Raw genomic sequence first — 22,788 nt, forward strand, 5'->3', positions numbered from 1 at the left:
AAATTTGTGCTAAAAATTAAATGTCATTCTTTTTATCTTTTTTCGGTTATTTTTAATTTAAGTTTAGACCCATACAAAAAAAAATTGAAATTATTGCTATATTTAAATTAGCATTGACTGGGTTGAAGACTCATGAGACCTTTAAAAAGTAAAATTAAAACAAAGTCTTTCAAGAAATTAACAAAAACTCAAGACATTACCAACACGATTGAAAGATTATTTACAAACTCTCAAGACAGCATCATTGTTTTTAATCAACATGGCAAAATTGTTGCTATCAATGAAAAAGCTGCTGCTTTATTTAAAAAAAGCCCGGACAAACTAATTAACAAACCGATTTGGAAATTATTTAAGTTAAATAGCTTTACCATTAAGAGACAGTTTATTCAAGCAAAGAGGTGCTTTCTTTTAGCCAATGAAGGAATAGCCCAGCAATTCACTTGGCTTGAAAACAAAGCACAAAAACCAGTACTTGCTTACCATATCCTGTTCAATAAAACAGAAATAGAAGGCACACCAATCATTTTTACCAAGCTAACCGATATTCTAAAATCGAAAACCATAGAATGGATTTTATGGTCTTTAACTAAAATAAGTAATCATCAGGAAATCAATGAAATTATTGATCAAATTCTCCAATTAACCAGTGATGTTTTTTCAGCAGATTATACCTCTGTATCTTTCATAAATAATCAACAAATTGCCAGGACAATCAGCTACTATAAATTTGGAAAGAAAGAAGAGAATATTAGTTTTTCTTTAATCAATACTCCTTGTGCTGAAGTAATCCAGAAAAAGACCATTTGTTATTTTAATGACGTTCAAAAGCAATTTCCAAACGATAAATTATTGAGAAGGATGAAAATCAATACGTATCTCGCAGGCCCAATTACAAATTCTCAAGATGAGGTGATTGGAATAATGACTATCCTGTGTAAACGCAAAGTCGAATTTGACACACTGAATAATACCTTGTTTGGTTTATTTTTAAGCCGAATTAATTCAGAGATTGAGAGACTGATAAACCTTAGAAAATTAGAGTTTCTTGCGAGTATACCCCAGCAAAACCCTAATCCAATCATAAGGATCCTTCTCAATGGGGATGTCGTGTTTACTAACGATGAAGGGAAAATCATTTTAAATTACTGGACAAAATTATTTAAGGGACTTCCAGTAGAGTTACTAAAAGAAGCTCAAAGAATTCAGAAATCCGATCAAAGCACAAGCATTGAAATGGAAGTTGAAGATAAAATCTACTTATTCACACTTGTCTGGATTGACGAATTTAAACAAATCAATATCTACGGGACTGATATAACCCAACTCAAGAATACGCAAAATGCAATGTTAAACCTAACCCGCAGAGATACTTTAACTCAAATTGCAAATCGACAATATTTTGAAGAAAAACTAATTGAAAAAATATATGAGCATCATCTCAAAGAAAAAAGCCTGGCATTATTATTAATCGATTTAGATAACTTTAAAATTGTTAATGATACATTAGGGCATCCAATAGGAGACAAACTATTGATGGCCGTTACCAATAGGATGACCCGATGCCTAAGAGCAAATGATTTTATTGCCCGCCTTGGAGGAGATGAGTTCATAGTCCTTCTTGATCAATCCAATACTGATACTGCAGTTAAGGTTGCGGAAAAGATTATTAACGTGCTCGGCAAACCTTTTCAATTTGATGAATATCAAATAGCCATCACAGCCAGCATTGGCGTTGCGATCTATCCTGAAACAGGTGAAATAGCCATCGACTTACTAAAACATGCCGATATTGCAATGTACCAATCCAAAAAATCAGGTAAAAACAAGTGCACTGTGTTTTCAAAAAACTTACATTATAAACAAAATCAAAGAAATGAAATTCTCAAAAAAGAAATAGAGCTAGCAGCATTAAAAAGAGAGCTCTATATCGATTACCAACCGCAGATAGATTTATCCAATAACACAATAATTGGAATTGAAGCCTTATTACGCTGGTCACACCCTACTCTAGGTCTAATATTACCTACTGAATTTATTCCTATAGCGGAGCAAACAGGCTGTATACACACCATCAGTCAATGGTTCATAGAACAAACATTAGTTGATTACTCCCAGTTTCAGCAATTAAGTTCAAACATCAAATTGTCGATAAATGTTTCCTTAAGTCAATTAAATGACGTGAGATTTACTAAAGTATTGTGTGATAGTTTATTGCAAAATAATTTAAGCAAGAGCAAAATCATTTTAGATATATCAGAACGTATGATTGCCCCACACTTTATTCAAATATCAAAAAAATTAAAACAAATACATCATATTGGAATTAATATAAGCCTGGATAATTTTTGCTGCCCACAAATTTCCCTTACTGAGTTACTGTCATTACCACTTGATTATCTCAAAGTAGATCAACGATTACTAATAGGCATAGAGGGAAAACTCAAATTACGTAAGTTATTATCAGGAATAATCAATTTAACTAAAGATCTTAATATTAAAATTATTCAAAAGGGTATTGAAACAGCAGAACAGCATGAAGTGATTAAATCTTTAGGATGCCAATACGCACAAGGATATTTTTACTGCAAACCTATTGCTTTAAATGAACTACTGACACTTATAAAAAATACCATTCACTAAGTAATTAATAATTCAACCTTATTTTATAGCATCAAACGCAATAATCTTATAAGATTCTAACTGTTTTGAACCGATACTTAGGAAGTTTATCGTCATAATTAATTGACCAGGACTTACGATAAACCCCAAGGTCGAGGCAAAAAATGTTTTTAATGAAGGAGTTTAGATAGACTAAATGACCGAATTAAAAACATTTTTTAACAAAGAGATTGGAGGGTTATCGTAAGTCCTGTTGACTTAAGTAATTGATACAAGAATCATACATTGCAATGGAAGTGACCTTATGTGTTTTTGCTTTTCCAAACAGACAAATATCTTAAATAGAAAACTTATTCTAAAAATAGTTGTGCTTATTCTCTTCTTTAGTAATTCGAGCCTTTCGAAAACAATCGATTACCCATGGACAGTCTCTGCAAGCTTGGGATATGTCAATTATAAATACGTACACGAAGGCGACCATATTACCGCAACAGGTCGATTTGCAATAGGAAGAGATTTGTTAATGAAAGGCCCATTTTTATTTGGACTTGAATTAGGTTTACAAAGTGGGAACCAAATGCGACTGCAAATGACAGAAGAAGAGGTAGATGCCCTCGGTGGACTTTTGGTACAAACCACATTGAAACCTATGGTTGATGCATTAGCTACAATCCGTATTACCCCTGAATTTACCGCACCTTTGTTTCTCCAACTGAAAGCAGGAACTGCTTACAGGCAATGGCAAATGGATAGAGACACAATCAATGACATCTCTCAACTTGCAGGTGAAATAATGGCTGGCTGTGGTTATACGATTACACCAAATGCCAGTATTACCCTATCGTATCAAGGCCTATTTGGAGACAAACCAAATTTCACTATTGATCTCGAAAGTGGCATTGGGCATGTACAAAAGATTCCTATTCAACATGCCATTTTGTTAGGTATTGTTTTAATGATTTAACCGGTTTTTCTAATAGACCTCTGGTATAACCTGATAATTTTGTTTTAGGACAAGGCAAAACCGTTTCGAGTAATGGTGTGTAGATGCAGCAAATGAGCACCACAGAAACGTTTGAATGCATCAGTAAAATAAAAGAGACCGGTTTGATCAAAGGTCTAATGAAGACAAGTTAGCGTACAGAGGGAAATAAAGAATGATACATCGAAATAAAGTCCTTAATAGCATTTTATTAATCTTATTAACCTCACAGATGGCATTTGCCAAGAGCAATCCAGCCTCGCAAGCCTATGTAGACAGCAAGGTATCCGAACTAAAAAATGAATTAACCAACAAAATCAATAGTATCCCCTCTGGACCTAAAGGAGATAAAGGTGAAGCAGGCCCTCAAGGATTGCCTGGCCCTAAAGGAGACAGAGGAGAAGCAGGACCACAAGGGTTGCCCGGACCTAAAGGAGACAGAGGCGAGGCCGGACCGCAAGGGTTGCCCGGACCTCAAGGAGACAGAGGCGAGGCAGGACCGCAGGGATTGCCAGGACCTCAAGGAGACAAAGGAGAAGCCGGGCCGCAGGGATTGCCCGGACCTAAAGGAGACAGAGGTGAGGCCGGGACGCAGGGATTACCCGGACCTCAAGGAGACAAAGGAGAAGCAGGACCTCAGGGATTGCCAGGCCCTAAAGGAGACAAAGGGGAGGCAGGACCTCAGGGATTACCAGGCCCTAAAGGAGACAAAGGGGAGGCAGGGCCGCAGGGATTACCAGGCCCTAAAGGAGACAAAGGGGAGGCAGGACCTCAGGGATTACCAGGCCCTAAAGGAGACCGAGGGGAGGCCGGGCCGCAAGGGTTGCCAGGGCCTAAAGGAGATAGAGGAGAAGCAGGGCCGCAGGGATTGCCAGGGCCTAAAGGAGATAGAGGAGAAGCAGGGCCGCAGGGATTGCCTGGACTTAAGGGAGACAGAGGAGAGGCAGGGCCGCAGGGATTACCCGGACCTAAAGGCGACAAAGGAGAAACAGGATCTATAGGTCCACAAGGTATACCAGGGCCTAAAGGCGAAACAGGCAATGACGGTCAGGGTGTGCCTGCAGGTGGTGAAACCGGTCAAGTCCTTGCCAAATCAAATGACCTCGATTTCAACACAATGTGGGTTGACCCGGCAAATTCTGGCATTAGGCGGCAATTAGGCGATAAAACACTTGGCGGTACAGTGATTTATGTTAATGCACAAGGTACCCATGGCCTTGTAGTAGCAAACTCAGATCAAGTTAATGCAAGCACATGGTGGGATGCACATGACTCCATATCAAATCCTGCCCACTTTGACAATGAAGGTAAATTATATTCTGACTGGAGACTGCCTACCCGTTTTGAATTGAATTTAATTTATATGATGCGTAATGAGCTGGGAAATTTTTTGGCAGGTAATTACTGGAGTTCCATTGAAAAATCATCGGCAAACAGCTGGGTATTTAATTCCAAAACAGGGGAAATTAAAGACATTGCGAAAAATAAAACGGCTGCTGTCCGTGCTGTAAGAGCCTTTTAAGCATGGCAAAACTTAAATTTTGATCAAGGATGAAAATGCTCATAAATTCGCTTTGCCAACTGCTCGCTGATTCCCTGGACCTTACAAATTTCTTCCAGTGGTGCTTTAGCCAACTCGCGCAACCCACCAAAACGCTGAAGCAATGCTTGACGTCGTTTCACACCAACACCCTCTATACTTTCAAGAGTGGATTCAACACGTGTCTTCTGTCTTTTCTTCCTATGGGCAGTAATCGCAAAACGATGCGCCTCATCACGAATATGCTGTAAAAGATGAAGTGCTTTGGAGTCCTCTGGTAAAATAAATTCTCTGTTTTCATTAACTAGTATTAATTTCTCCCATCCTGCCTTTCGTGAAGGCCCTTTTGATATACCCAATAGAGTAATATCTTCCACACCCAGAGATGTTAAAGCTCGTTTTACAATAGAAACCTGACCCTTACCTCCATCAATAATCAAAACATCTGGCAATAATTGAGCATCAGTCAATCTTTTAAATCGGCGAGAAATCGCCTGATCCATTGCTGCATAATCATCTCCTGGAGTAACACCCTCAATGTTAAATCGCCTATATTCACTGGGGCGGGGACCCTCTGTATCAAATACAACACAAGATGCAACAGTGGCTTCACCTTGAGTATGGCTAATATCAAAACACTCCATTCGCTCTATGTTTTTATCAAGCGAAAGCAATTGCTTTAACGCCTGATATCTTGATCTTATAGTAGAATGTTTGCTGACATATTCTGCTACTGAAATTCGTAAATTGTTCACTGCAAAATCCATCCATCTTGATTTAACTCCTCTTGGATTGACTTGAATCTTACAGGATTTGCCTCGTCGCTGGGACAAAATATGCTCTAATGAGCGACTCTCTGCTATCGATTGATTAGTAATTATTAAATCCGGGATTCTTTCTGATGTATCCAAATAATAAAAACCAATAAAGGCTTCAAAAGTCTGCTGCCAAAGTGAATTGACATCCAATTCTTCATCTAATACAGCATAAGGCACTGTAGGGAAAAAACTTTGACTATTCAGTACTTGTCCTTCACGAATAGTCACACACTGAATACATGCGAAACCAGGGCGTACTTCTATGGCAATCACATCAGCATCACCTCGTAACTGGACAACTCCCTGTTGTTCTTGAATTAAGCGCAAATTTTTTATCTGATCACGCAAAACAGCAGCTTCTTCGAAATTTAATTGATTCACTGCTTTTTTCATTCGTTCAGCAAGTTCATCAAGAATTATCTGACACTTCCCCTGTAAAAATCTTATGGCATCGTCTACAGACAATTTGTAGTGCTCAGGAGAAATATAATGAACGCAAGGCGCCGTACAGCGTTTTATTTGATATTGTAAACAAGGGCGAGAACGGGCTTTGAAATAACTGTCTCTGCAATTGCGAATTTTAAATATTTTTTGAATGGTTACTATCGTTTCTCTTACAGCAGCTACACCAGGATAGGGACCAAAAAAATTACCGGGGGGTGGCTTCTTTTTACTTCGATATAATTCAATTCTTGGAAAATCTGGATGATTTGATAGATGAATATAAGGATAGGTTTTGTCATCGCGCAGCAAAACATTATATTTTGGCCTCAGCGCTTTGATTAAATTACTCTCTAATAATAAGGCCTCTGTCTCTGATCTTGTCACAGAAATTTCTATAGATTTAATTTGGCTTACTAGTGATCGTGTCTTAATTGCTGTATTTTGTTTACTAAAATAGCTAGTGACTCTTTTTTTAAGATTGGCTGCTTTCCCCACATATAGAACGGTGCCTTCTTCGTCCAACATGCGGTATATACCCGGATCACTTGGGAGTTTAGTTAAAAATAAAGCGAGTTCAGCAGAAAGCTGTGAGTCATTCATGAAATTAACATCTAATCATCTTGTGACAAATCATTGGGGTGCTCAATTATGCGGTGCTTCATAGCCAAATAGGTAAGCTCCACATCATTTTTAATCCCCAATTTTTCAAACATCCTATATCGATAACCATTAATCGTTTTACTACTTAAAAATAATCTATCAGCAATGTCCTGTACATTCATGCCGCTGGTAATCATCAACATGACTTGCATTTCTCTTTCAGACAATGAATCAAAAGGGGAATCCTGAGACTCCTGGAGGCTATTAATTGCCATTTTTTGTGCAATCTCAGCGCTAAGATATTTCTCACCTTTGGCCACTTTACGAATTGCAGCAGCCATTTCTTCAGCTCCGGATTCTTTAGTAAGATACCCCATAGCACCTAATTGCAATACTCGAGTAGGGAGAGGGTCTGAGCAAATAGCTGTAACAGCTATGACTTTAATATTTGGGTTTGTTTTTTTTAAACGACGTGTCACTTCCCACCCATCTATCCCAGGCATTTTCATGTCTAATAATACGACATCAGGAGAGTGGGTTTTCACATAAGCTAAAGCCTGCTCACCACTTTCAGCATCTGCTACCACATCAACATCCGACATATCTTCAAGCAATCGTCGAATGCCCATTCTAACCAATGCATGGTCATCAACAATTAATACTTTAATCAAATAATGCTCCTTGACCAATCAGTCAATGAACAAACTGTGTTGGTCGATGTTAACAAGACTCGATAATCATTACAATACATAGTCACTCTAATCCACAAGTCCAGTTATCTTACAAAATAACAAATTAACAAGCCCTTATATGAATATTTGGATTATCCTGATCCACATCAAAATACGGTGGAAATTCACCTAACTCTCGAGCACGATTCATGAATTTATCCATATCAGAAAGCACAAAATCATATAAGTCTTGATAGCTGTCAATTACGAAATAAACAGGTTGTAACTGGTCAATCCGATAAGGCATTCGAAAAGCTACCACTGGATCAAATAAAATTCGAACAGGAATATCACTTTCCACACAATATACGGTTTCACTAATAGAAGATAAAATACCCCCGCCGTATGCTCTAAGCCCTTTAGGAGTTTTAATCAATCCAAACTCTACAGTAAACCAAAACATCCTTTGCAATAAAGGCCAATCCTGCTCAGGAAAAGTTAATACCTTACATGCATAATCATGAACAAATTCAGCATAGACTCTATCAGTTAACATAGGACAATGACCAAAAAGCTCATGAAAAATATCAGGCTCTTGAACATAATCCAATTCTTCTTCACTGCGAATAAAAGTCGCCGCAGGAAAATATTTTTCTGCTAATAATTCAAAAAACTCCCTAGCTGAAATTAAAGCAGCAACTGGCGCCACTTGCCATCCCGTTTTGGCTTTTAACCGTTCACTTACTTCGGGAAGTTGTGGAATAGTCAAGGAGTTAAGCCCTAAAGTCTGTAATCCAGTCAGAAATTCATCACAAGCTCTACCTGGCAATAATTTGAGTTGTCTCTCAAATAAAATATTCCAAATTCTATTTTCTTGTGCCGAATAATCGACTAAACCCTGAGCATCAGGGACATGTGCGACATAACGGCTACTAAACTCCATAATCTCTCCTTCACTCATCTCATTCAAAAATCAATAACTCAGGATAATAATATTTATTTGCATTTGAGGTTAGCATATAAAGTCAACGAGAATTTTTACCTGAAAGTTGCTTTATTTTGAGTATACATCCTAGCCAATACACTTTTTAGATTGGCATTATTATAACGCTCACTAAACTCTCTAGCTTGTTTTAGTAATTACCTAACAGTAAACTAAATGTCAACATGATTACCATTATCTTTTTTGATATACCCTCTATATTTGACAAACAATGGAAAGCAATGAATAACTTTCTGATGCTGCAAAAATCACCTACTGGTGTTTGTGAGGTAACTGGGGCATCATAAAACGATAGTTTAATCTGTGAGCCCTTATATATTAATTATTACTTATTTTACAGATTCTGCTATAGAATTTATTACAGAAATTACCTATTGGAATACATAGAATGACAATAGCTATCTTGTCTACCGGAGATGAAATAATACATGGTGATACTCTAAATACCAATGCGCATTACATTGCTCATGCCCTTTGCTCTGAAGGCTTGCCTCTTGGATTGCAAGTGGCCTGCAGCGATAAGGAAAATGAAATTATAGATAGCCTGAATTTCCTGACGGAACACCATGATATTCTTATTTTAATTGGTGGACTTGGCCCAACAAAGGATGACATTACTCGCTTTGCTTTGGCTAAATTTACCAAAGAACCTCTTATCCAGCATGTTGAAGCTCTGGATCATATAGAAAAGAAAGCAAACATAGCAAAAATATCACTGAATCAAGGCAATTTGCAGCAGTGCCTCTTTCCAGCCAATGCAAGGCTTTTCCCTAACCCTTATGGCACGGCCTTGGGATGTTCTTATTCATGGAAAGGTAAAGTTTTTATTCTATTGCCAGGCCCCCCACGTGAATGCCTTCCAATGTTTAATCAGCATGTACTTCCGTTATTATTGCAAACATCCAGGCATAGCAATAAACAAATTCTGCGCTGGCGAATTTTCGGCTTGGCTGAAAGTGAAATAGCTCAAATCCTTGAAGACGCTTTAGAAGATCTGGACTGCCAGACTGGATACCGATTGGAAACGCCTTATCTGGAGTTTAAAGTTCGCTGCAAAAATAAATTGATTGAAAAGATAACATCAATAATAGATCCCATTTTAGCTCCGCACATTATATCATCACTTGAAAGCAAAGCATCTGATCAATTGAGAGACCTGATTTTAAAGAATAATGAACCAATAACTATTATTGATGAGGTTACTGGAGGATTATTGCAATCCCTATTGGTAAGGCCAGAAAACTATCATTTATTAAATTTTCATAATCTTAACAGAACCAAATTATATTTCCATTGCAGTGGATTAGAAGATTATTGGTCACAACAACCACCCGAAGGCATTACTAAATTAATCATTCACTACAGCAATCAAATACAAGAGGGCCGAGAAACACATCAGATTCCTTATCGAAGTGCTATGGTTGTGTATTATGCCGCCGAATGGCTAAGCTTCAGACTCTTTCATCTCATCAATCAATTGCATTAAAGCGTAGCAAAGTTCTTGTGTTCCCTTACTCTCTATGGCGGAAATAGCAAATACTTTGTCTTTCCACTCCAGACCTTTTATTATGGATTGAATTTTTTCTTCTCTTTCCTTTTCATCAGGCAGCATATCTATTTTGTTTAAAACTAACCATCTGGGTTTGTTGAGCAGATCTGGATTATATTGAGTTAATTCATTAAGAATTGCTTTCGCATCAGCTACGGGCTCACTCCCATCCAAAGGCGCAATATCAATAACATGCAACAACACACAAGTACGTGAAAGATGTTTTAAAAACCGATGTCCCAATCCTGCTCCTTGAGCAGCACCTTCTATAAGACCCGGGATATCCGCCATGACAAAACTCTTATAGGGAGAAACGCGGACAACCCCTAAACCTGGGTGTAAGGTTGTAAAAGGATAATCAGCTACTTTGGCTTTTGAACTTGAGACGGCTCTTATTAAAGTAGATTTTCCTGCATTAGGAAGCCCTAACAGGCCTACATCCGCCAAAACTCGAAGCTCCAAACGCAAATTTCTGGATTCACCAGGACTTCCAGGCGTTGTTTGTCTAGGTGATCGATTCACACTGCTCTTATAACGAGTATTACCCAAGCCATGAAACCCTCCCTGAGCGATGAGCACGGGAACACCTGGTTGACTGATATCAGCTAGCAATTCACCTGTATCGGCATCATACACCATAGTACCGACAGGCACTTTGATAGTTAAATCCTCTCCTTTCTTCCCGGTACAATTTCCACCCATTCCTGGTTGTCCATTCTCTGCTTTGTATTGACGAGTATAACGAAAATCAATCAAGGTATTTAAATCGCTGCTCGCTTCAAAATAAATACTGCCTCCATCACCCCCATCACCTCCGTCAGGACCACCACGAGGAATAAATTTTTCTCTCCTGAAGCTTAAGCAACCATTCCCTCCCTTTCCGGCTTCAACTTTAATAAGTGCTTCATCAACGAATTTCATGCCTAACCTTAGACTAAAATAGGACTTATACAAAACTCCTGGATCGAAGCAAAAATTGTTTTCAATGAATGAGTTTAAATAAGCTAATTGACTGAATTGAAAACATTTTTTAGCAAAGAAATTGGGATTTTGCCTAAGTCTGTAAAAAAAAACCCCGTTGCCGGGGTTAAACAAAACGAATTATGATGCCATTGGGTAATAGCATTGTTCTAGCTTAACTCGCAGCTTCTTCTCGTTGCTCCGGTAATATAGTGACATATTTACGATTTTTTTCACCCTTGGTAGTAAACTGTACTAACCCTTCTACCAGCGCATACAAAGTATGATCTCGACCACAACCAACACCAGGTCCAGGATGAAAACGTGTGCCACGTTGCCTTACAATAATTTCACCGGCATTTACAAATTGACCACCAAAACGTTTCACACCGAGGTACTTTGGATTCGAGTCGCGGCCATTCCGAGTACTACCACCTGCTTTCTTGTGAGCCATTGCTATCTCCTCTTATTTACCTATCGCAGTGATTTTAACTTGCGAATAATATTGTCTATGCCCCATTTGTTTCATATGGTGCTTACGTCGACGAAATTTAATAATCTTAACTTTTTTGTGACGACCATGATCAAGGACTTCTGCCTTTACAGTTGCTTTAGCAACAAAAGGTGTGCCACATGTTACCTTATCACCATCCACTAGCATTAATACTTCTGAAAATTTAATTTCATTGCCAACATTTTCAGGCAGCATTTCAATTTTTAAAACATCACCTTCTTTTACGGTATATTGCTTACCGCCAGTTTTAATTACCGCATACATAACTATTCTCCAATTCGCCTGATTGGCTATCACAATTCCAACAAAGTGCCATATTCTATGAAATTATGACTATTACTTCAAGTTCATTTTAAAATATTGTATACTTCACCACCCTTTACTGATTGACTTAATGTTTTTGAGACTTTCGAGTCAATTTTAATCTGGTCGCGGATTAATTAGGAGCTATAGTCATATCAAGATAGCCCCTAGAGGGAACCCTTAAATTTTTGGAGTTTTTATAATGTCAACTATTCAATTAGAAGCACAATCAAGAACGGATATGGGGAAAGGTGCGAGCCGCCGCCTACGTCGTCTTGAAAATAAAGTTCCTGCTGTTATATATGGTGGAAGCAAAAAACCTATGGCAATCCATTTTAGCCATAATAAAGTGATTAAGGCATTGGAAACAGAAAGCATTTATTCCAGCGTTTTTGACATCACAGTAGATGGTAAAGTAGAGCATGTTATTTTGAAAGCCTTGCAACGCCATCCCTACAAACCAATCGTGTTACATATGGATTTACAACGTGTTTCCAGTAAAGATATTCTGGTTAAATTAGTACCCATTCACTTCATAAATGAAGAACAATCTCCTGGAATTAAAGCTGGCGGCATTGTTCAGCATACTATGACTCAAGTTGAAATACGTTGCCAGGCAAAAGATCTACCTGAATTTATTGAAGTAGATATGTCCAAGGTGGGTATGGACGATGTAGTTCACTTATCGGATTTAAAACTTCCCAAGGGCGTTCAGCTGACGGTCGATGTGACTGATGGTAGTCATGATGCTCCTGTGGTGAGTATACACGCCGCTAAAGTCAGTTCAACTGAACTGGAAGAAACACATGAAGTTCCAGCATCAGCTGTACCAACTACAGATCAAGAGGAAAGTGCTGAATAAGTACTCCCCTGTTATATAATTATGCAAATATTCGGAGCCCAATCCAGAATATTTGCATAAAATCTAGTGCTAGAATATTCAACACAAACCCGCTTAATTCAATTTTTGATAGAAAATATGGCCATTAAACTTATTGTCGGTTTACGCAATCCCGGGTCGGCTTATGAACAAACCCGACACAACGCAGGTGCGTGGTTAGTGACCGCTTTGGCTCAAAGACATAATTCGCATTTTAAGATTGACAAAAAGATGCAAGCGGAATTAGCTGAAATGGATATTAATAACCACCCATGTCGACTGGTGCTTCCATTAACTTTTATGAATCATAGTGGTCAAACAACAAGAACAATCAGTCAATTCTATAAAATTGAACCCAGTGAGATATTAATTGTTCATGATGAATTGGATTTACCTGTTGGACGCATCAAATTAAAAACAGGTGGCGGCCATGGTGGGCATAATGGTTTGAGAGATATAACTGCTCAATTGGGGACAGGTGAATTTCATCGATTACGTATAGGGATAGGTCATCCTGGGCATAAAGATTTAGTCCATCAATATGTGCTCAGCAGACCTTCTATGTATGACAGACAACAAATTTATGATGCAATAGACCGAGGTATAGCGATAATACCTATAGTATTGTCTGGGGATATGGCTCGGGCAATGAATCAAGTAAACGCTTAACAGAATGAGGTGTGACTCATGGGATTTAAATGTGGAATAGTAGGATTGCCCAATGTGGGGAAATCAACTCTTTTTAATGCATTGACCAAGGCTGGAATTGAAGCGGCCAATTACCCATTTTGCACCATTGAGCCCAATGTAGGTATAGTTACTGTTCCTGATTCAAGATTGGATAATTTAAGTAACATAGTCAAGCCTCAACAGGTGATTCATGCCACCATGCAATTTGTTGACATTGCGGGATTAGTAAAAGGCGCGTCCAGTGGAGAAGGATTAGGAAATCAGTTTTTGGCCAATATTAGAGAAACAGATGCGATTGCTCATGTCGTTCGTTGCTTTGACAACTCGGATGTTGTTCATGTGGAAGGGCGCGTTGACCCCTTAAGTGATATAGAAGTGATTAATACAGAATTGGCATTAGCGGATATGGAGACATTGGAAAAAGCGCTATTAAAAGTAGGGAAAAATAGTAGAAGTGGAAATAAAGAAGCCATTTTTGAATTAAAAACTCTGGAAAAAATTAAAGCACATCTTGATGCCGGATATCCTGTAAGAACGCTTGAACTTACCCCTGAAGAAGAACAGGTAAGCAAACGCCTATTTCTGTTAACGGCCAAACCGGTACTTTATATAGCCAATGTCGATGATAGCGGCTATGAGAATAACCCTCTCCTGGATAAAGTCCAGGCCCTAGCTGCTAAGGAACATGCCAGCATAGTAGCCCTTTGCGCAGCAACAGAAGCTGAATTGGTTGAGCTGGATGAAGAAGACCGACACGAGTTTATGGTGGATTTAGGACTTAGTGAGCCTGGATTAAATAAAGTGATCAGGGCGGGCTATGAATTGCTGGGACTGCAAACCTATTTCACCGCGGGAGTGAAAGAAGTAAGAGCATGGACAATACGCAAAGGCGCCACAGCACCTCAAGCTGCCGGAGTCATTCATACCGATTTTGAGAAAGGATTTATTCGAGCAGAAGTGATTTCTTACGATGATTTTATTCGCTTTGGCGGAGAACAAGGTGCTAAAGAGGCTGGAAAATTGCGGCTTGAAGGCAAAGAATATATTGTATGTGATGGTGATGTCATGCATTTTCGCTTTAATGTTTAATAATTGGCATGCTGCTACTGGTGATTTATCAAGAGTTGGACTAAAGAAACCACATCATCCCTTCTCCGCCATAGCGAGCTTTGACCAAGCCATTAAAATCGTAAATGGTGATGACAGGAAATCACTGGTAAATACAACTCTTCCAACCTTCGCGCATACAATAGCTATTGTTTTATTTGCAATAGCCCCCTCAACTCCTGTCCATTAAGGACTAAACTTCTTTCTATGTACTACGCCCAGACCAAGACCATCTTGCACACCAAATAACCACAATAGAGAAAATTTAATCTCATCTTAATCTATAATTGAATTAATAATAGAAATTAGTTCTATTGTTTTCCGGCAGAGAGTGTTGAGGCAAGCGGATGTCATTTTTAAAGAAAACAAAAGAGCGGGATTACTCAATCCTTGTGACTACTCAAGACCAGCAAAGAAAGCGGCATTTAATTAATACTATTTCCATAGAGCTGATCATCTTAGGTATTTTACTATTAATAACCAATTTTTATTTACTTAGAGTATGGCTCATAATCGGTATGCTAATCACTGGCATTCTTATTCTGCTTGGAAATTTAATCTTAATAAAAAAGAATTACAATCTGGCCTTAAGTGGACATATTTTGAACATTATTGTGTTGTCTATCATCATTGGGGGCAATCTTATTGTTGGAAAAAATACCATGTCTTACCTGGGGTGGTTCTATGTTTCTCCAATTATTGCTTTTGCAACGCTTGGTTTAAATGGGTTGGTCATTTATGGTTTGCTGGCGATTAGCGCGATGATTCTTCTTGTATTCGAGTTTTATGCCCCTATTTATCCTATTTCTCAAGAATACATATTCTTACTGGATAATACCAATCACCTGTTTATTTTTGCCCTTATCTTTACTGTCCTTTATCATTTTCTCATTCAAAACTCACAATATGAATCGCTCTTAAAAGAGCAAAACTATCTACTCATCACCGACAAAGAAAAATTCCATTATCTTTCACATCACGATTCATTAACCAATTTACCCAACCGCTCCTACTTTCATGCTCATCTCCAAACCCTTATGGAGAATACAGACACAAAAAAAGAAGCGATTACTCTTTATTTTATGGATTTGGATAAATTCAAGCCCATCAATGATGAATATGGTCATGAATTTGGTGACCAACTTTTACTTTTAACCGGCAAACGTTTGCAATCCTGCTTTAGGAAAAATGATTTTATAGCCCGACTTGGAGGAGATGAATTTACCGCAATTATCATCCATAAACCCGATGATCAAATTGCCAAGACTCTAACTCTTAGAATTATACAGGAATTTAAACAACCTTTTCTCATCAATGGAGAGACAATTCATTGCAGCATAAGCGTTGGGATGGCCAATTACCCGCACAACGCAAAAAATGCTGAAGACTTATTAAAATGCGCTGATAAGGCAATGTATGACAATAAAAAGAAAAAATATCAAACGCTTAAACAAACCTCTTAGCCAACCTTTCTAATTTAAAAAGTATTATTATACTCTCATACTATCAACCACAGGCTCCAGCAATCTGACATTCACTTGACAATTAACTTTTACAACTTTAGCATTCATTGATTAAATATCAGAGGGTAAATGAATGACTATTGACCGTATACGAGCGCTGGTTAGTGAAGATTTTAACGCGGTTAATAACTTAATTATTGATAAAATTCAATCTCAAGTTGGTTTAATTCATGATTTGTCACAACACATAGTCGAAAGCGGCGGAAAACGTTTACGACCCTTGGTTGTCCTATTGGCAAGCAATGCTTGTGGATACAAAGGAAAACACCATATTTCTCTTGCCGCAATGGTTGAATTTTTCCATACTGCCACCTTGTTGCATGATGATGTGATTGATGAATCCACTTTAAGAAGAGGCCGACAAACGGCAAATAGTATTTGGGGTAGTAAAGCCAGTGTTTTAGTCGGTGATTATCTTTTTACCCAATCCGTACAATTAATGGTAGAAGTTGGTATCACAGAAATTCTCAATCTACTAGCGGATACCTCTCACCAAATTACCTGTGGTGAAGTCAAACAACTTGCCAATCGCCATAATCCTGCCCTTAATCTTGATGACTACTTTGATGTAATCCGGGCCAAAACAGCACTTTTATTTGCTGCCGCTGCCTGCATAGGTCCTATCCTCACTAATGCACCTATTGAGGTTCAAAATAGTTTATACACTTACGGTTTACACTTGGGAAATGCCTTTCAATTGATTGATGATGCCTTGGATTATTGCTCAGATGCTGCTACTTTAGGTAAAAACATTGGTGACGATTTAGCTGATGGGAAAGCTACTTTACCACTGATTCACGCATTACAACATGGTAATGCAACTCAACAACAGCAAATAAGAGAAAGTTTAATGGAAGGTAGCCTAAATTACTTGCCTGAGATTTTAATTGCTATTGAACAAACCAAAGCCATACCGTTTACAAAACAAATTGCTGCCCAAGAGGTAGACTCAGCTCTATCTGCCCTGGAAATACTGCCTGATTCTGTTTATAAAGAGGCTTTAGTTGATCTGGCTAAATTTGCCTTGGAAAGGAACTATTAACCTGATAATTGCTAATTATGCGATCGATTGATAATAATCCGGGGGGGTACGGCATTTAAAGCAGGCCGTTTTGCAATTAGTCCCTCCTTGACACTTCCTTATTGCACCTTTCCTAACCCATAAATCCAGCATAGGTTGCAATGCGGTCAGATCCAAATGAAATTCCCTGCTCAACTGTTGAGTGCTTACTACCCCTTCCCGATGAATAAAATCACGTATTTGTAGCAGCATTTTGCCTCCCCATATCATACTGGCTGTAACGAAATACAGCTAAAACAAAAAGCAGGCTCAGTGACATAGCCAAAATCCAGGCCATGCTTTGTTGAGGATGCTCCAGAAATTTAGCACCTTGATAAAAAACAACGGAAGTGGTGTAAGCCACGACAAATGACCAAATAATGGAAGTCCACATAAACCGCCTGTTTGCCTCCTGGCGAATCACTGCCATAGTCGAAACACAAGGGATATAAAGCAAGACGAAAAGCAAATAAGCATAGGCTCCTATAGCGCCATCAAAACGTTGTGACATAATGCCATAGACAGATTGAGATAACTCACTATCAGCCGCGCTGGCAGAAACAGGATTCCACAACGCAGAACCTAATTCAGACAAATTGGCAGGAATAGACCCAAAAGCGGCTTTGATGCCACCCCAAAAATCAAAATGAGCAGCGGCTATTTCTCCCACATGACCTACTTGGGCATAAAGTGAGTTTAAGGTACCAACCACTACCTCTTTAGCCAGCATGCCAGTTAATAAACCGACAGTCGCGGGCCAGTTGTCTTGATGAATCCCCATTGGAGCAAATAATGGGGTAATCCACTGACCTATTATTGACAATAAAGAATCCGTGTTGGCTTCTCCGGAGCTAATTCCTCCTCCCCAAGTAATAGCATTCAATCCTCCCAGAATCACACAAATGGGAATAATGAGCTTACCTGCACGATAAACAAAAAATCGTAATCGCATGGAGGTTTCTTTAAGCAATCTTCTGAGTGAAGGTCTATGATAAGCGGGTAACTCCAAAATCAAAGGGGAGGCATGTCCCTTCAACGTGGTTTTCCGTAAAATAAACCCGGTAAATACTGCCATTAAAATGCCAATTAAATATAAGGAAAAAACAATATTATGCCCGCCAGAGGGGAAAAAAGCCGCGACAAATACTGCATAAATAGCCAATCGGGCACTGCAAGACATAAATGGACTCATCATCACAGTTAATAATCGATCGCGCTCCGAATCCAGGGTTCGTGCTGCCATAATAGCAGGAACATTACATCCAAAACCTACAATCATGGGTACAAAGGATTTTCCTGGTAATCCCATGGCTCGCATCGCTTTATCAACGACAAAAGCAGCTCTTGCCATATAGCCTGAAGTTTCCAACAAAGACAAAAAGAAAAACATGGCAGCAATAACAGGGATAAAAGTAATAGTGGTATTAATTCCCTTGCCTACCCCATTGGCTAAAAGCGCGATTACCCAATTTGGTGCATGGAGTTGTTGCAACAACCAACCACTACCCTGAACAAAGATAGTGTCTGTACTAATATCAAAAAAATCCTGGAATGCCCCCCCAATGTTAATAGCAAACAAAAACATCAAATACATCATCGCAAAAAAGATAGGCAAGGCTAAAAAACGATGCAAAACAAGCTTATCCAGTTTCGCAGTGAAATGCTCGCTGGCATCACTACTCTTTTTTTGAACCAAGGTGACAATTTCATGAATTTTTTGATAGCGGGCGTCCGCCAATAACACATCAAGATTTTGATCTGTTTCTTTAAGCTTTATAAGATTCTCGGTAAGAGTTTTATCTCCTGTCAAAGTATCTCCTTCTGCAATCCTGCGAGAGAAATAATAGGCAAGCGAATTGTTATACCCTTCTGAGAGCAAACAATTTTCCAGGTCATCCAAAGCATGTTGCGCAACAACAGATAAAGAAAGTTTTAAAGGTTTGTTCTGTTGGGAGCAATGAAGCAATGATTGCTGAAGTGCCAGAATACCAATGTTTTTATGGGCCTGAATTGGAATAACAGAACATCCTAACAAATCCTCGAGTTTCTTTATATCAATAGAAATACCCCGTTGCCCGGCAATATCCATCATATTAAGCGCTACAATAACGGGCTTACCTAACTCAAAGAGTTGGCTGGTTAAATACAAATGTCTTTCAAGATGACAAGCATCTATAACATTAATGATACAATCGTATTCCAAATCAACAACAGACTGGGCAGCAATTTGCTCATCCTTGCTTATTCCTTCAGCATTCGCAACCAGCGAATAGACACCAGGCAAATCAGTGATTTCAATTAAATGTTCGCCAAATAAAAATTCACCTGTTTTTTTCTCAACAGTTACTCCGGGCCAGTTCCCTACTCGTTGATTGGCATTGGTCAAGGCATTGAATAAGGTGGTTTTACCACAATTGGGATTTCCTATTAATAGAGCATGAGTCATAGGTGCTCCAACACTAATTGACTCGCTTCATCTTTGCGCAAAGTTAAAAATGTTCCTCTTACTTCAATTTCTACAGGACACCCTAATGGCGCCATTCTGACTACAGAAAACTCTATTCCACAAGTAATACCCAAGGATAAAAGCCTGCGTCGATACTGCGTATCAGTCGTACCAAAACTGACCAATCGCACTTTATCCCCTTGTTTTAATTCACTAATCTGCATAATATGTAAGCAATAAGGTAATTCATTTAATTAATTTTAACACAAACGATATCGAGAATCATTCTCAATTAAGAAATTTTATACCACATTACAGCATTTCTTTTACCAAACGCCGAGGATGACGACTCAAATAATCGACCGATTGCATTTCAATTAGGCGGCTCAACGTTCTTTTAAAGGTTTCCTTCATTTCACCTTTGACGTACAACTCTTCTGCAGGAACATCCGCTGAGATAATGAGCTTAATCCCCCTATCATACATAACATCTATAAAATGAATAAACATAATCGCTTGTGCTGTGTGGCTCTCGGTAAGCTTATAAACACCACTTAGGAAGACATTATCAAAGCGGTCAGCAATTTCTAAATAATCCAATTGGCTACGCGGAAAATTACAAATCACGTCAAAAGCAAACCAAATGGACCGCGCGCCGTATTTAACATAAGGAATATCCCGATTTTGTACTGTTATAAAACCCTTCCTGTCTTCTTCTTGGTTTATTGCAGCAAACTGTTTTTCCATCGCTTCTTGTGTTTGCTCGTTTAAAGGATAAAAATAAGCCTCTAATAAGGGTTGTCGTCCTAAACGATAATCTCGTTTTTGATTAAGATTCAGAACCTCACAATTTTTTTTAATAATCTCGATAGCCGGAATAAATCGTTCTCTATGTACCCCATTTAAATACAATTCATCCGGGTGAGTATTCGAAGAGATAACTAAAACAACACCGTATTGATGTAGTGCTTGTAATAATTCAGCCAAAATCATTGCATAAGCGACATCATGAACCAAAAATTCATCAAAACACAGTAAGCGAATGGATTTGGCCATTTCTTTGGCGATATACTGCAACGGATTTTTCTTGCCTTGCAATCGCCTTAATTGAGCGTCAATTTGCTGCATAAAATGATGAAAATGAAATCTCGCCTTTTTTTCTTCATCAATATGCTGATAAAACAAATCCACCAAATAAGTCTTGCCAACTCCTACAGGACCGTAGATATAAAGCCCTTTAATGGGGTGTTTCTTTCCCCAGGGAAACCAAGAGCCATTCTTTTTCTGTAAATCCTCAGCTAGCCTTTGCATGTGCTCAAGGATTTCTCTCTGCCCCGGATCGCTGTCTATTTCACCCCTTTGAATGGCGGCTTTATACTGCTCAATCAAATTCATGACAGGCAAACCTGATCACGAACAACATCCATCAATTTTTCTTTTAATATTAATAACTTACCATGAAAAAAATGACCTGTTTCAACAAACTCAATGACCGGCAATACTGGCGATGCTTGCCTCGCAAATTCACTCACCAATTCAAATGGAACCACCTCATCTTCTTTGCCTTGTATAATAAGCCAGGGATGAGGAGCGGGTTCAAATTCTTTGTAATGATAATGATGCACGGGTGGCGCAATCGTGATTAAAAGAGCATGCTCACAATGAGATGCTGCTCTATAAGCCACATAAGATCCAAAAGAAAAACCTGCAAAAATATTTTTGGCTTGCGGTTGTTCAGCGTGCCATTGCCTGACAAGATGGCACATATCTGCACTCTCGCCAATACCGTTATCATAATGGCCTCCCGATTGCCCTACGCCTCTGAAATTAAAGCGTACTGAAGGAATACGTAATTCTTTAAAGGTTCTGGCCATCGTAGTAACTACTTTGTTATTCATTGTCCCACCTTGTAATGAATGTGGATGACCAAGAAAAGCGACATAACGAGTATCTGCTTCTTCAGGAACAGTCAGTACAACTTCCATTGGACCAGCTAATCCTTCAAGCATTAATCCATGCTCTCCTGGGGTATTTAATTTGTCGGTAAATAGCATAACAACCCTGCCCATTTAAAGGTAATAACTCAGATCAATATAGATTTAACCAAAAGACTTAGGATATTATAGCAATGGATGCGTTGACCCCCAATAGACCTTTCGTATATCCGGTTTATTTTGTTGGCAGCGACTTTTATTGACCTTATGAGGAGGACTTGATCCATGAGACAGGTACCTGTATTACCATCATTCTTATCCATTCCAGGCCAATTTCCCCATTCAGGGAGAGCAGCATGAAAATCCATGATTTTAAGCTAAAAAAGCAAGAACAAAGTAAGATTTCCATGTTGACCTGTTATGATTACCCTTCAGCCTGCATAGTAGCAGAATCAAATATCGATTGTGTGCTAGTGGGTGACTCCGTAGCTATGACAATACACGGCCATCCTACAACCATCATGGCCACCATTGAAATGATGGAATTACATACCCAAGCAGTAGCTCGAGGTTTAGGCAAACAGTTTTTGATTACTGACTTACCTTTTTTAGCGCATAAATCATCTCAAGTTCATACAATAGAAAACGTAAAAAGGCTGTTACAGGCTGGGGCTCATGCTGTCAAAATTGAAGGGGCTGATAAAGACACCTGCCAAACGATTTCCCATTTAGTTAACGCAGGAATTCCTGTTATGGGCCATATCGGTTTAACTCCTCAATCCATTCATCAATTAGGCGGTTATAAAGTCCAGGGAAAAAACAACGAGCAGGCAGAAACTCTATTAAAGCAGGCAGCCGCCCTGGAACAAGCAGGCTGCTTTGCGGCAGTCATTGAATGTGTTCCGCAGGGCTTGGCAAAAACAATTACCGACTCGTTGACTATTCCTACTATAGGAATTGGTGCAGGCCCAGGAACCGATGGGCAAGTCCTTGTCTGGCACGACATGCTGGGTTTACAGACTTCATTTAATCCTAAATTTGTAAAGAAATATTTTAGAGCCAAAGACCATTTTATTGAAGCCTTAAACAGCTATGTCCAGCAAGTACAACAAATGCATTTCCCTGCTAATGAACATTCTTTTTAG

The 22,788-nt window shown here is 38.8% G+C and carries 22 protein-coding genes; 11 read left to right on the forward strand and 11 right to left on the reverse strand.

Annotated features, from left to right (window positions below; translation table 11 throughout):
• Nucleotides 1-132: 132 nt before the first annotated feature.
• From OQJ02_RS13150 to lcl, 3 genes are all read left to right on the forward strand, one after another.
• The gene (locus tag OQJ02_RS13150; RefSeq protein ID WP_265719453.1) at nt 133-2,640 is read left to right on the forward strand and encodes an EAL domain-containing protein; all 2,508 of its coding nucleotides are present in this window, start codon (nt 133-135) and stop codon (nt 2,638-2,640) included.
• 283 nt (nt 2,641-2,923) lie between these two features.
• Nucleotides 2,924-3,583: a hypothetical protein gene (locus OQJ02_RS13155; RefSeq protein WP_265719454.1), complete on the forward strand. Its 660-nt coding sequence runs from the start codon at nt 2,924-2,926 to the stop codon at nt 3,581-3,583.
• A 193-nt stretch (nt 3,584-3,776) separates the two neighbouring features.
• A complete protein-coding gene (lcl, locus tag OQJ02_RS13160) occupies nt 3,777-5,123 on the forward strand; it encodes a collagen-like adhesin Lcl (protein ID WP_265719455.1) in 1,347 nt (448 codons plus the stop codon).
• Between the two features lie 23 nt (nt 5,124-5,146).
• On the opposite strand, the gene uvrC is transcribed toward lcl, so the two are convergent.
• The 3 genes from uvrC to phhA all read right to left on the reverse strand — a co-directional run bounded on the left by uvrC (nt 5,147) and on the right by phhA (nt 8,617).
• Entirely contained in the window at nt 5,147-7,003 is a 1,857-nt protein-coding gene (uvrC, locus tag OQJ02_RS13165; protein ID WP_265719456.1) for an excinuclease ABC subunit UvrC, read from the reverse strand.
• A gap of 11 nt (nt 7,004-7,014) precedes the next feature.
• Nucleotides 7,015-7,674 carry a two-component system response regulator LetA gene (gene letA / locus OQJ02_RS13170; protein WP_265719457.1) on the reverse strand — a complete coding sequence of 220 codons (660 nt, stop codon included), beginning with the start codon at nt 7,672-7,674 and terminating at the stop codon, nt 7,015-7,017.
• 124 nt (nt 7,675-7,798) lie between these two features.
• Nucleotides 7,799-8,617, reverse strand: a complete 819-nt coding sequence (phhA, locus tag OQJ02_RS13175; RefSeq protein WP_265719458.1) for a phenylalanine 4-monooxygenase — start codon at nt 8,615-8,617, stop codon at nt 7,799-7,801.
• Between the two features lie 448 nt (nt 8,618-9,065).
• Between phhA and OQJ02_RS13180 the strand changes: the two genes are divergently transcribed.
• Nucleotides 9,066-10,163 (forward strand): competence/damage-inducible protein A, encoded by a 1,098-nt coding sequence (locus OQJ02_RS13180; protein ID WP_265719459.1) that lies wholly within the window; start codon nt 9,066-9,068, stop codon nt 10,161-10,163.
• Here OQJ02_RS13180 and cgtA read toward each other — a convergent pair.
• The 3 genes from cgtA to rplU form a co-directional block, all read right to left on the reverse strand.
• Nucleotides 10,122-11,147: an Obg family GTPase CgtA gene (gene cgtA / locus OQJ02_RS13185; protein WP_265719460.1), complete on the reverse strand. Its 1,026-nt coding sequence runs from the start codon at nt 11,145-11,147 to the stop codon at nt 10,122-10,124. The genes OQJ02_RS13180 and cgtA overlap by 42 nt on opposite strands.
• Nucleotides 11,148-11,361: 214 nt before the next feature.
• Nucleotides 11,362-11,640 (reverse strand): 50S ribosomal protein L27, encoded by a 279-nt coding sequence (gene rpmA / locus OQJ02_RS13190; protein WP_010948350.1) that lies wholly within the window; start codon nt 11,638-11,640, stop codon nt 11,362-11,364.
• Between the two features lie 12 nt (nt 11,641-11,652).
• Nucleotides 11,653-11,964: a 50S ribosomal protein L21 gene (gene rplU, locus OQJ02_RS13195; RefSeq protein WP_010948351.1), complete on the reverse strand. Its 312-nt coding sequence runs from the start codon at nt 11,962-11,964 to the stop codon at nt 11,653-11,655.
• Between the two features lie 241 nt (nt 11,965-12,205).
• On the opposite strand from rplU, the gene OQJ02_RS13200 reads away from it, so the two are divergent.
• From OQJ02_RS13200 to OQJ02_RS13225, 6 genes are all read left to right on the forward strand, one after another.
• Nucleotides 12,206-12,865: a 50S ribosomal protein L25/general stress protein Ctc gene (locus OQJ02_RS13200; protein WP_265719461.1), complete on the forward strand. Its 660-nt coding sequence runs from the start codon at nt 12,206-12,208 to the stop codon at nt 12,863-12,865.
• Between the two features lie 117 nt (nt 12,866-12,982).
• Nucleotides 12,983-13,552, forward strand: a complete 570-nt coding sequence (gene pth / locus OQJ02_RS13205) for an aminoacyl-tRNA hydrolase (protein WP_265719462.1) — start codon at nt 12,983-12,985, stop codon at nt 13,550-13,552.
• A gap of 18 nt (nt 13,553-13,570) precedes the next feature.
• Nucleotides 13,571-14,662: a redox-regulated ATPase YchF gene (gene ychF, locus OQJ02_RS13210; RefSeq protein WP_265719463.1), complete on the forward strand. Its 1,092-nt coding sequence runs from the start codon at nt 13,571-13,573 to the stop codon at nt 14,660-14,662.
• Nucleotides 14,655-14,870, forward strand: a complete 216-nt coding sequence (locus OQJ02_RS13215; RefSeq protein ID WP_265719464.1) for a hypothetical protein — start codon at nt 14,655-14,657, stop codon at nt 14,868-14,870. Before ychF ends, OQJ02_RS13215 begins: the two co-directional genes overlap by 8 nt.
• Before the next feature lie 157 nt (nt 14,871-15,027).
• Complete coding sequence (locus tag OQJ02_RS13220) at nt 15,028-16,143, forward strand: GGDEF domain-containing protein (protein ID WP_265719465.1); 1,116 nt, start codon at nt 15,028-15,030, stop codon at nt 16,141-16,143.
• A 133-nt stretch (nt 16,144-16,276) separates the two neighbouring features.
• Complete coding sequence (locus OQJ02_RS13225; protein ID WP_265719466.1) at nt 16,277-17,245, forward strand: polyprenyl synthetase family protein; 969 nt, start codon at nt 16,277-16,279, stop codon at nt 17,243-17,245.
• Between the two features lie 15 nt (nt 17,246-17,260).
• Here the strand turns inward: OQJ02_RS13225 and OQJ02_RS13230 are convergent, their stop codons facing one another.
• The 5 genes from OQJ02_RS13230 to OQJ02_RS13250 all read right to left on the reverse strand — a co-directional run bounded on the left by OQJ02_RS13230 (nt 17,261) and on the right by OQJ02_RS13250 (nt 21,763).
• Complete coding sequence (locus OQJ02_RS13230) at nt 17,261-17,476, reverse strand: FeoC-like transcriptional regulator (protein WP_265719467.1); 216 nt, start codon at nt 17,474-17,476, stop codon at nt 17,261-17,263.
• Nucleotides 17,457-19,709: a Fe(2+) transporter permease subunit FeoB gene (gene feoB, locus OQJ02_RS13235; protein ID WP_265719468.1), complete on the reverse strand. Its 2,253-nt coding sequence runs from the start codon at nt 19,707-19,709 to the stop codon at nt 17,457-17,459. The genes OQJ02_RS13230 and feoB overlap by 20 nt, the downstream gene beginning before the upstream one ends.
• The gene (feoA, locus tag OQJ02_RS13240; protein WP_265719469.1) at nt 19,706-19,933 is read right to left on the reverse strand and encodes a ferrous iron transporter FeoA; all 228 of its coding nucleotides are present in this window, start codon (nt 19,931-19,933) and stop codon (nt 19,706-19,708) included. Before feoA ends, feoB begins: the two co-directional genes overlap by 4 nt.
• An 88-nt stretch (nt 19,934-20,021) precedes the next feature.
• Complete coding sequence (zapE, locus tag OQJ02_RS13245; RefSeq protein WP_265719470.1) at nt 20,022-21,104, reverse strand: cell division protein ZapE; 1,083 nt, start codon at nt 21,102-21,104, stop codon at nt 20,022-20,024.
• Nucleotides 21,101-21,763 carry an alpha/beta hydrolase gene (locus OQJ02_RS13250; protein ID WP_265719471.1) on the reverse strand — a complete coding sequence of 221 codons (663 nt, stop codon included), beginning with the start codon at nt 21,761-21,763 and terminating at the stop codon, nt 21,101-21,103. Before OQJ02_RS13250 ends, zapE begins: the two co-directional genes overlap by 4 nt.
• Before the next feature lie 236 nt (nt 21,764-21,999).
• Here OQJ02_RS13250 and panB point away from each other — a divergent pair, with 236 nt between their 5' ends.
• The gene (panB, locus tag OQJ02_RS13255; protein WP_265719472.1) at nt 22,000-22,788 is read left to right on the forward strand and encodes a 3-methyl-2-oxobutanoate hydroxymethyltransferase; all 789 of its coding nucleotides are present in this window, start codon (nt 22,000-22,002) and stop codon (nt 22,786-22,788) included.

It is taken from the genome of Legionella sp. PATHC032, assembly GCF_026191185.1.
Classification (GTDB): Bacteria; Pseudomonadota; Gammaproteobacteria; order Legionellales; family Legionellaceae; genus Legionella.

Excerpts from the sequence above, each read along its gene's own strand:
- OQJ02_RS13230 (WP_265719467.1), bottom strand. The coding sequence starts at position 17,476 with ATGCTGCTACAAATACGTGATTTTATTCATCGGGAAGGGGTAGTAAGC.
- feoB (WP_265719468.1), bottom strand. The coding sequence starts at position 19,709 with ATGACTCATGCTCTATTAATAGGAAATCCCAATTGTGGTAAAACCACC.
- uvrC (WP_265719456.1), bottom strand. The coding sequence starts at position 7,003 with ATGAATGACTCACAGCTTTCTGCTGAACTCGCTTTATTTTTAACTAAA.
- pth (WP_265719462.1), top strand. The coding sequence starts at position 12,983 with ATGGCCATTAAACTTATTGTCGGTTTACGCAATCCCGGGTCGGCTTAT.
- feoA (WP_265719469.1), bottom strand. The coding sequence starts at position 19,933 with ATGCAGATTAGTGAATTAAAACAAGGGGATAAAGTGCGATTGGTCAGT.
- rplU (WP_010948351.1), bottom strand. The coding sequence starts at position 11,964 with ATGTATGCGGTAATTAAAACTGGCGGTAAGCAATATACCGTAAAAGAA.
- OQJ02_RS13150 (WP_265719453.1), top strand. The coding sequence starts at position 133 with ATGAGACCTTTAAAAAGTAAAATTAAAACAAAGTCTTTCAAGAAATTA.
- lcl (WP_265719455.1), top strand. The coding sequence starts at position 3,777 with ATGATACATCGAAATAAAGTCCTTAATAGCATTTTATTAATCTTATTA.
- rpmA (WP_010948350.1), bottom strand. The coding sequence starts at position 11,640 with ATGGCTCACAAGAAAGCAGGTGGTAGTACTCGGAATGGCCGCGACTCG.
- OQJ02_RS13250 (WP_265719471.1), bottom strand. The coding sequence starts at position 21,763 with ATGCTATTTACCGACAAATTAAATACCCCAGGAGAGCATGGATTAATG.
- panB (WP_265719472.1), top strand. The coding sequence starts at position 22,000 with ATGAAAATCCATGATTTTAAGCTAAAAAAGCAAGAACAAAGTAAGATT.
- OQJ02_RS13225 (WP_265719466.1), top strand. The coding sequence starts at position 16,277 with ATGACTATTGACCGTATACGAGCGCTGGTTAGTGAAGATTTTAACGCG.
- phhA (WP_265719458.1), bottom strand. The coding sequence starts at position 8,617 with ATGGAGTTTAGTAGCCGTTATGTCGCACATGTCCCTGATGCTCAGGGT.
- OQJ02_RS13200 (WP_265719461.1), top strand. The coding sequence starts at position 12,206 with ATGTCAACTATTCAATTAGAAGCACAATCAAGAACGGATATGGGGAAA.
- OQJ02_RS13180 (WP_265719459.1), top strand. The coding sequence starts at position 9,066 with ATGACAATAGCTATCTTGTCTACCGGAGATGAAATAATACATGGTGAT.
- cgtA (WP_265719460.1), bottom strand. The coding sequence starts at position 11,147 with ATGAAATTCGTTGATGAAGCACTTATTAAAGTTGAAGCCGGAAAGGGA.
- ychF (WP_265719463.1), top strand. The coding sequence starts at position 13,571 with ATGGGATTTAAATGTGGAATAGTAGGATTGCCCAATGTGGGGAAATCA.
- OQJ02_RS13155 (WP_265719454.1), top strand. The coding sequence starts at position 2,924 with ATGTGTTTTTGCTTTTCCAAACAGACAAATATCTTAAATAGAAAACTT.
- OQJ02_RS13215 (WP_265719464.1), top strand. The coding sequence starts at position 14,655 with ATGTTTAATAATTGGCATGCTGCTACTGGTGATTTATCAAGAGTTGGA.
- zapE (WP_265719470.1), bottom strand. The coding sequence starts at position 21,104 with ATGAATTTGATTGAGCAGTATAAAGCCGCCATTCAAAGGGGTGAAATA.
- OQJ02_RS13220 (WP_265719465.1), top strand. The coding sequence starts at position 15,028 with ATGTCATTTTTAAAGAAAACAAAAGAGCGGGATTACTCAATCCTTGTG.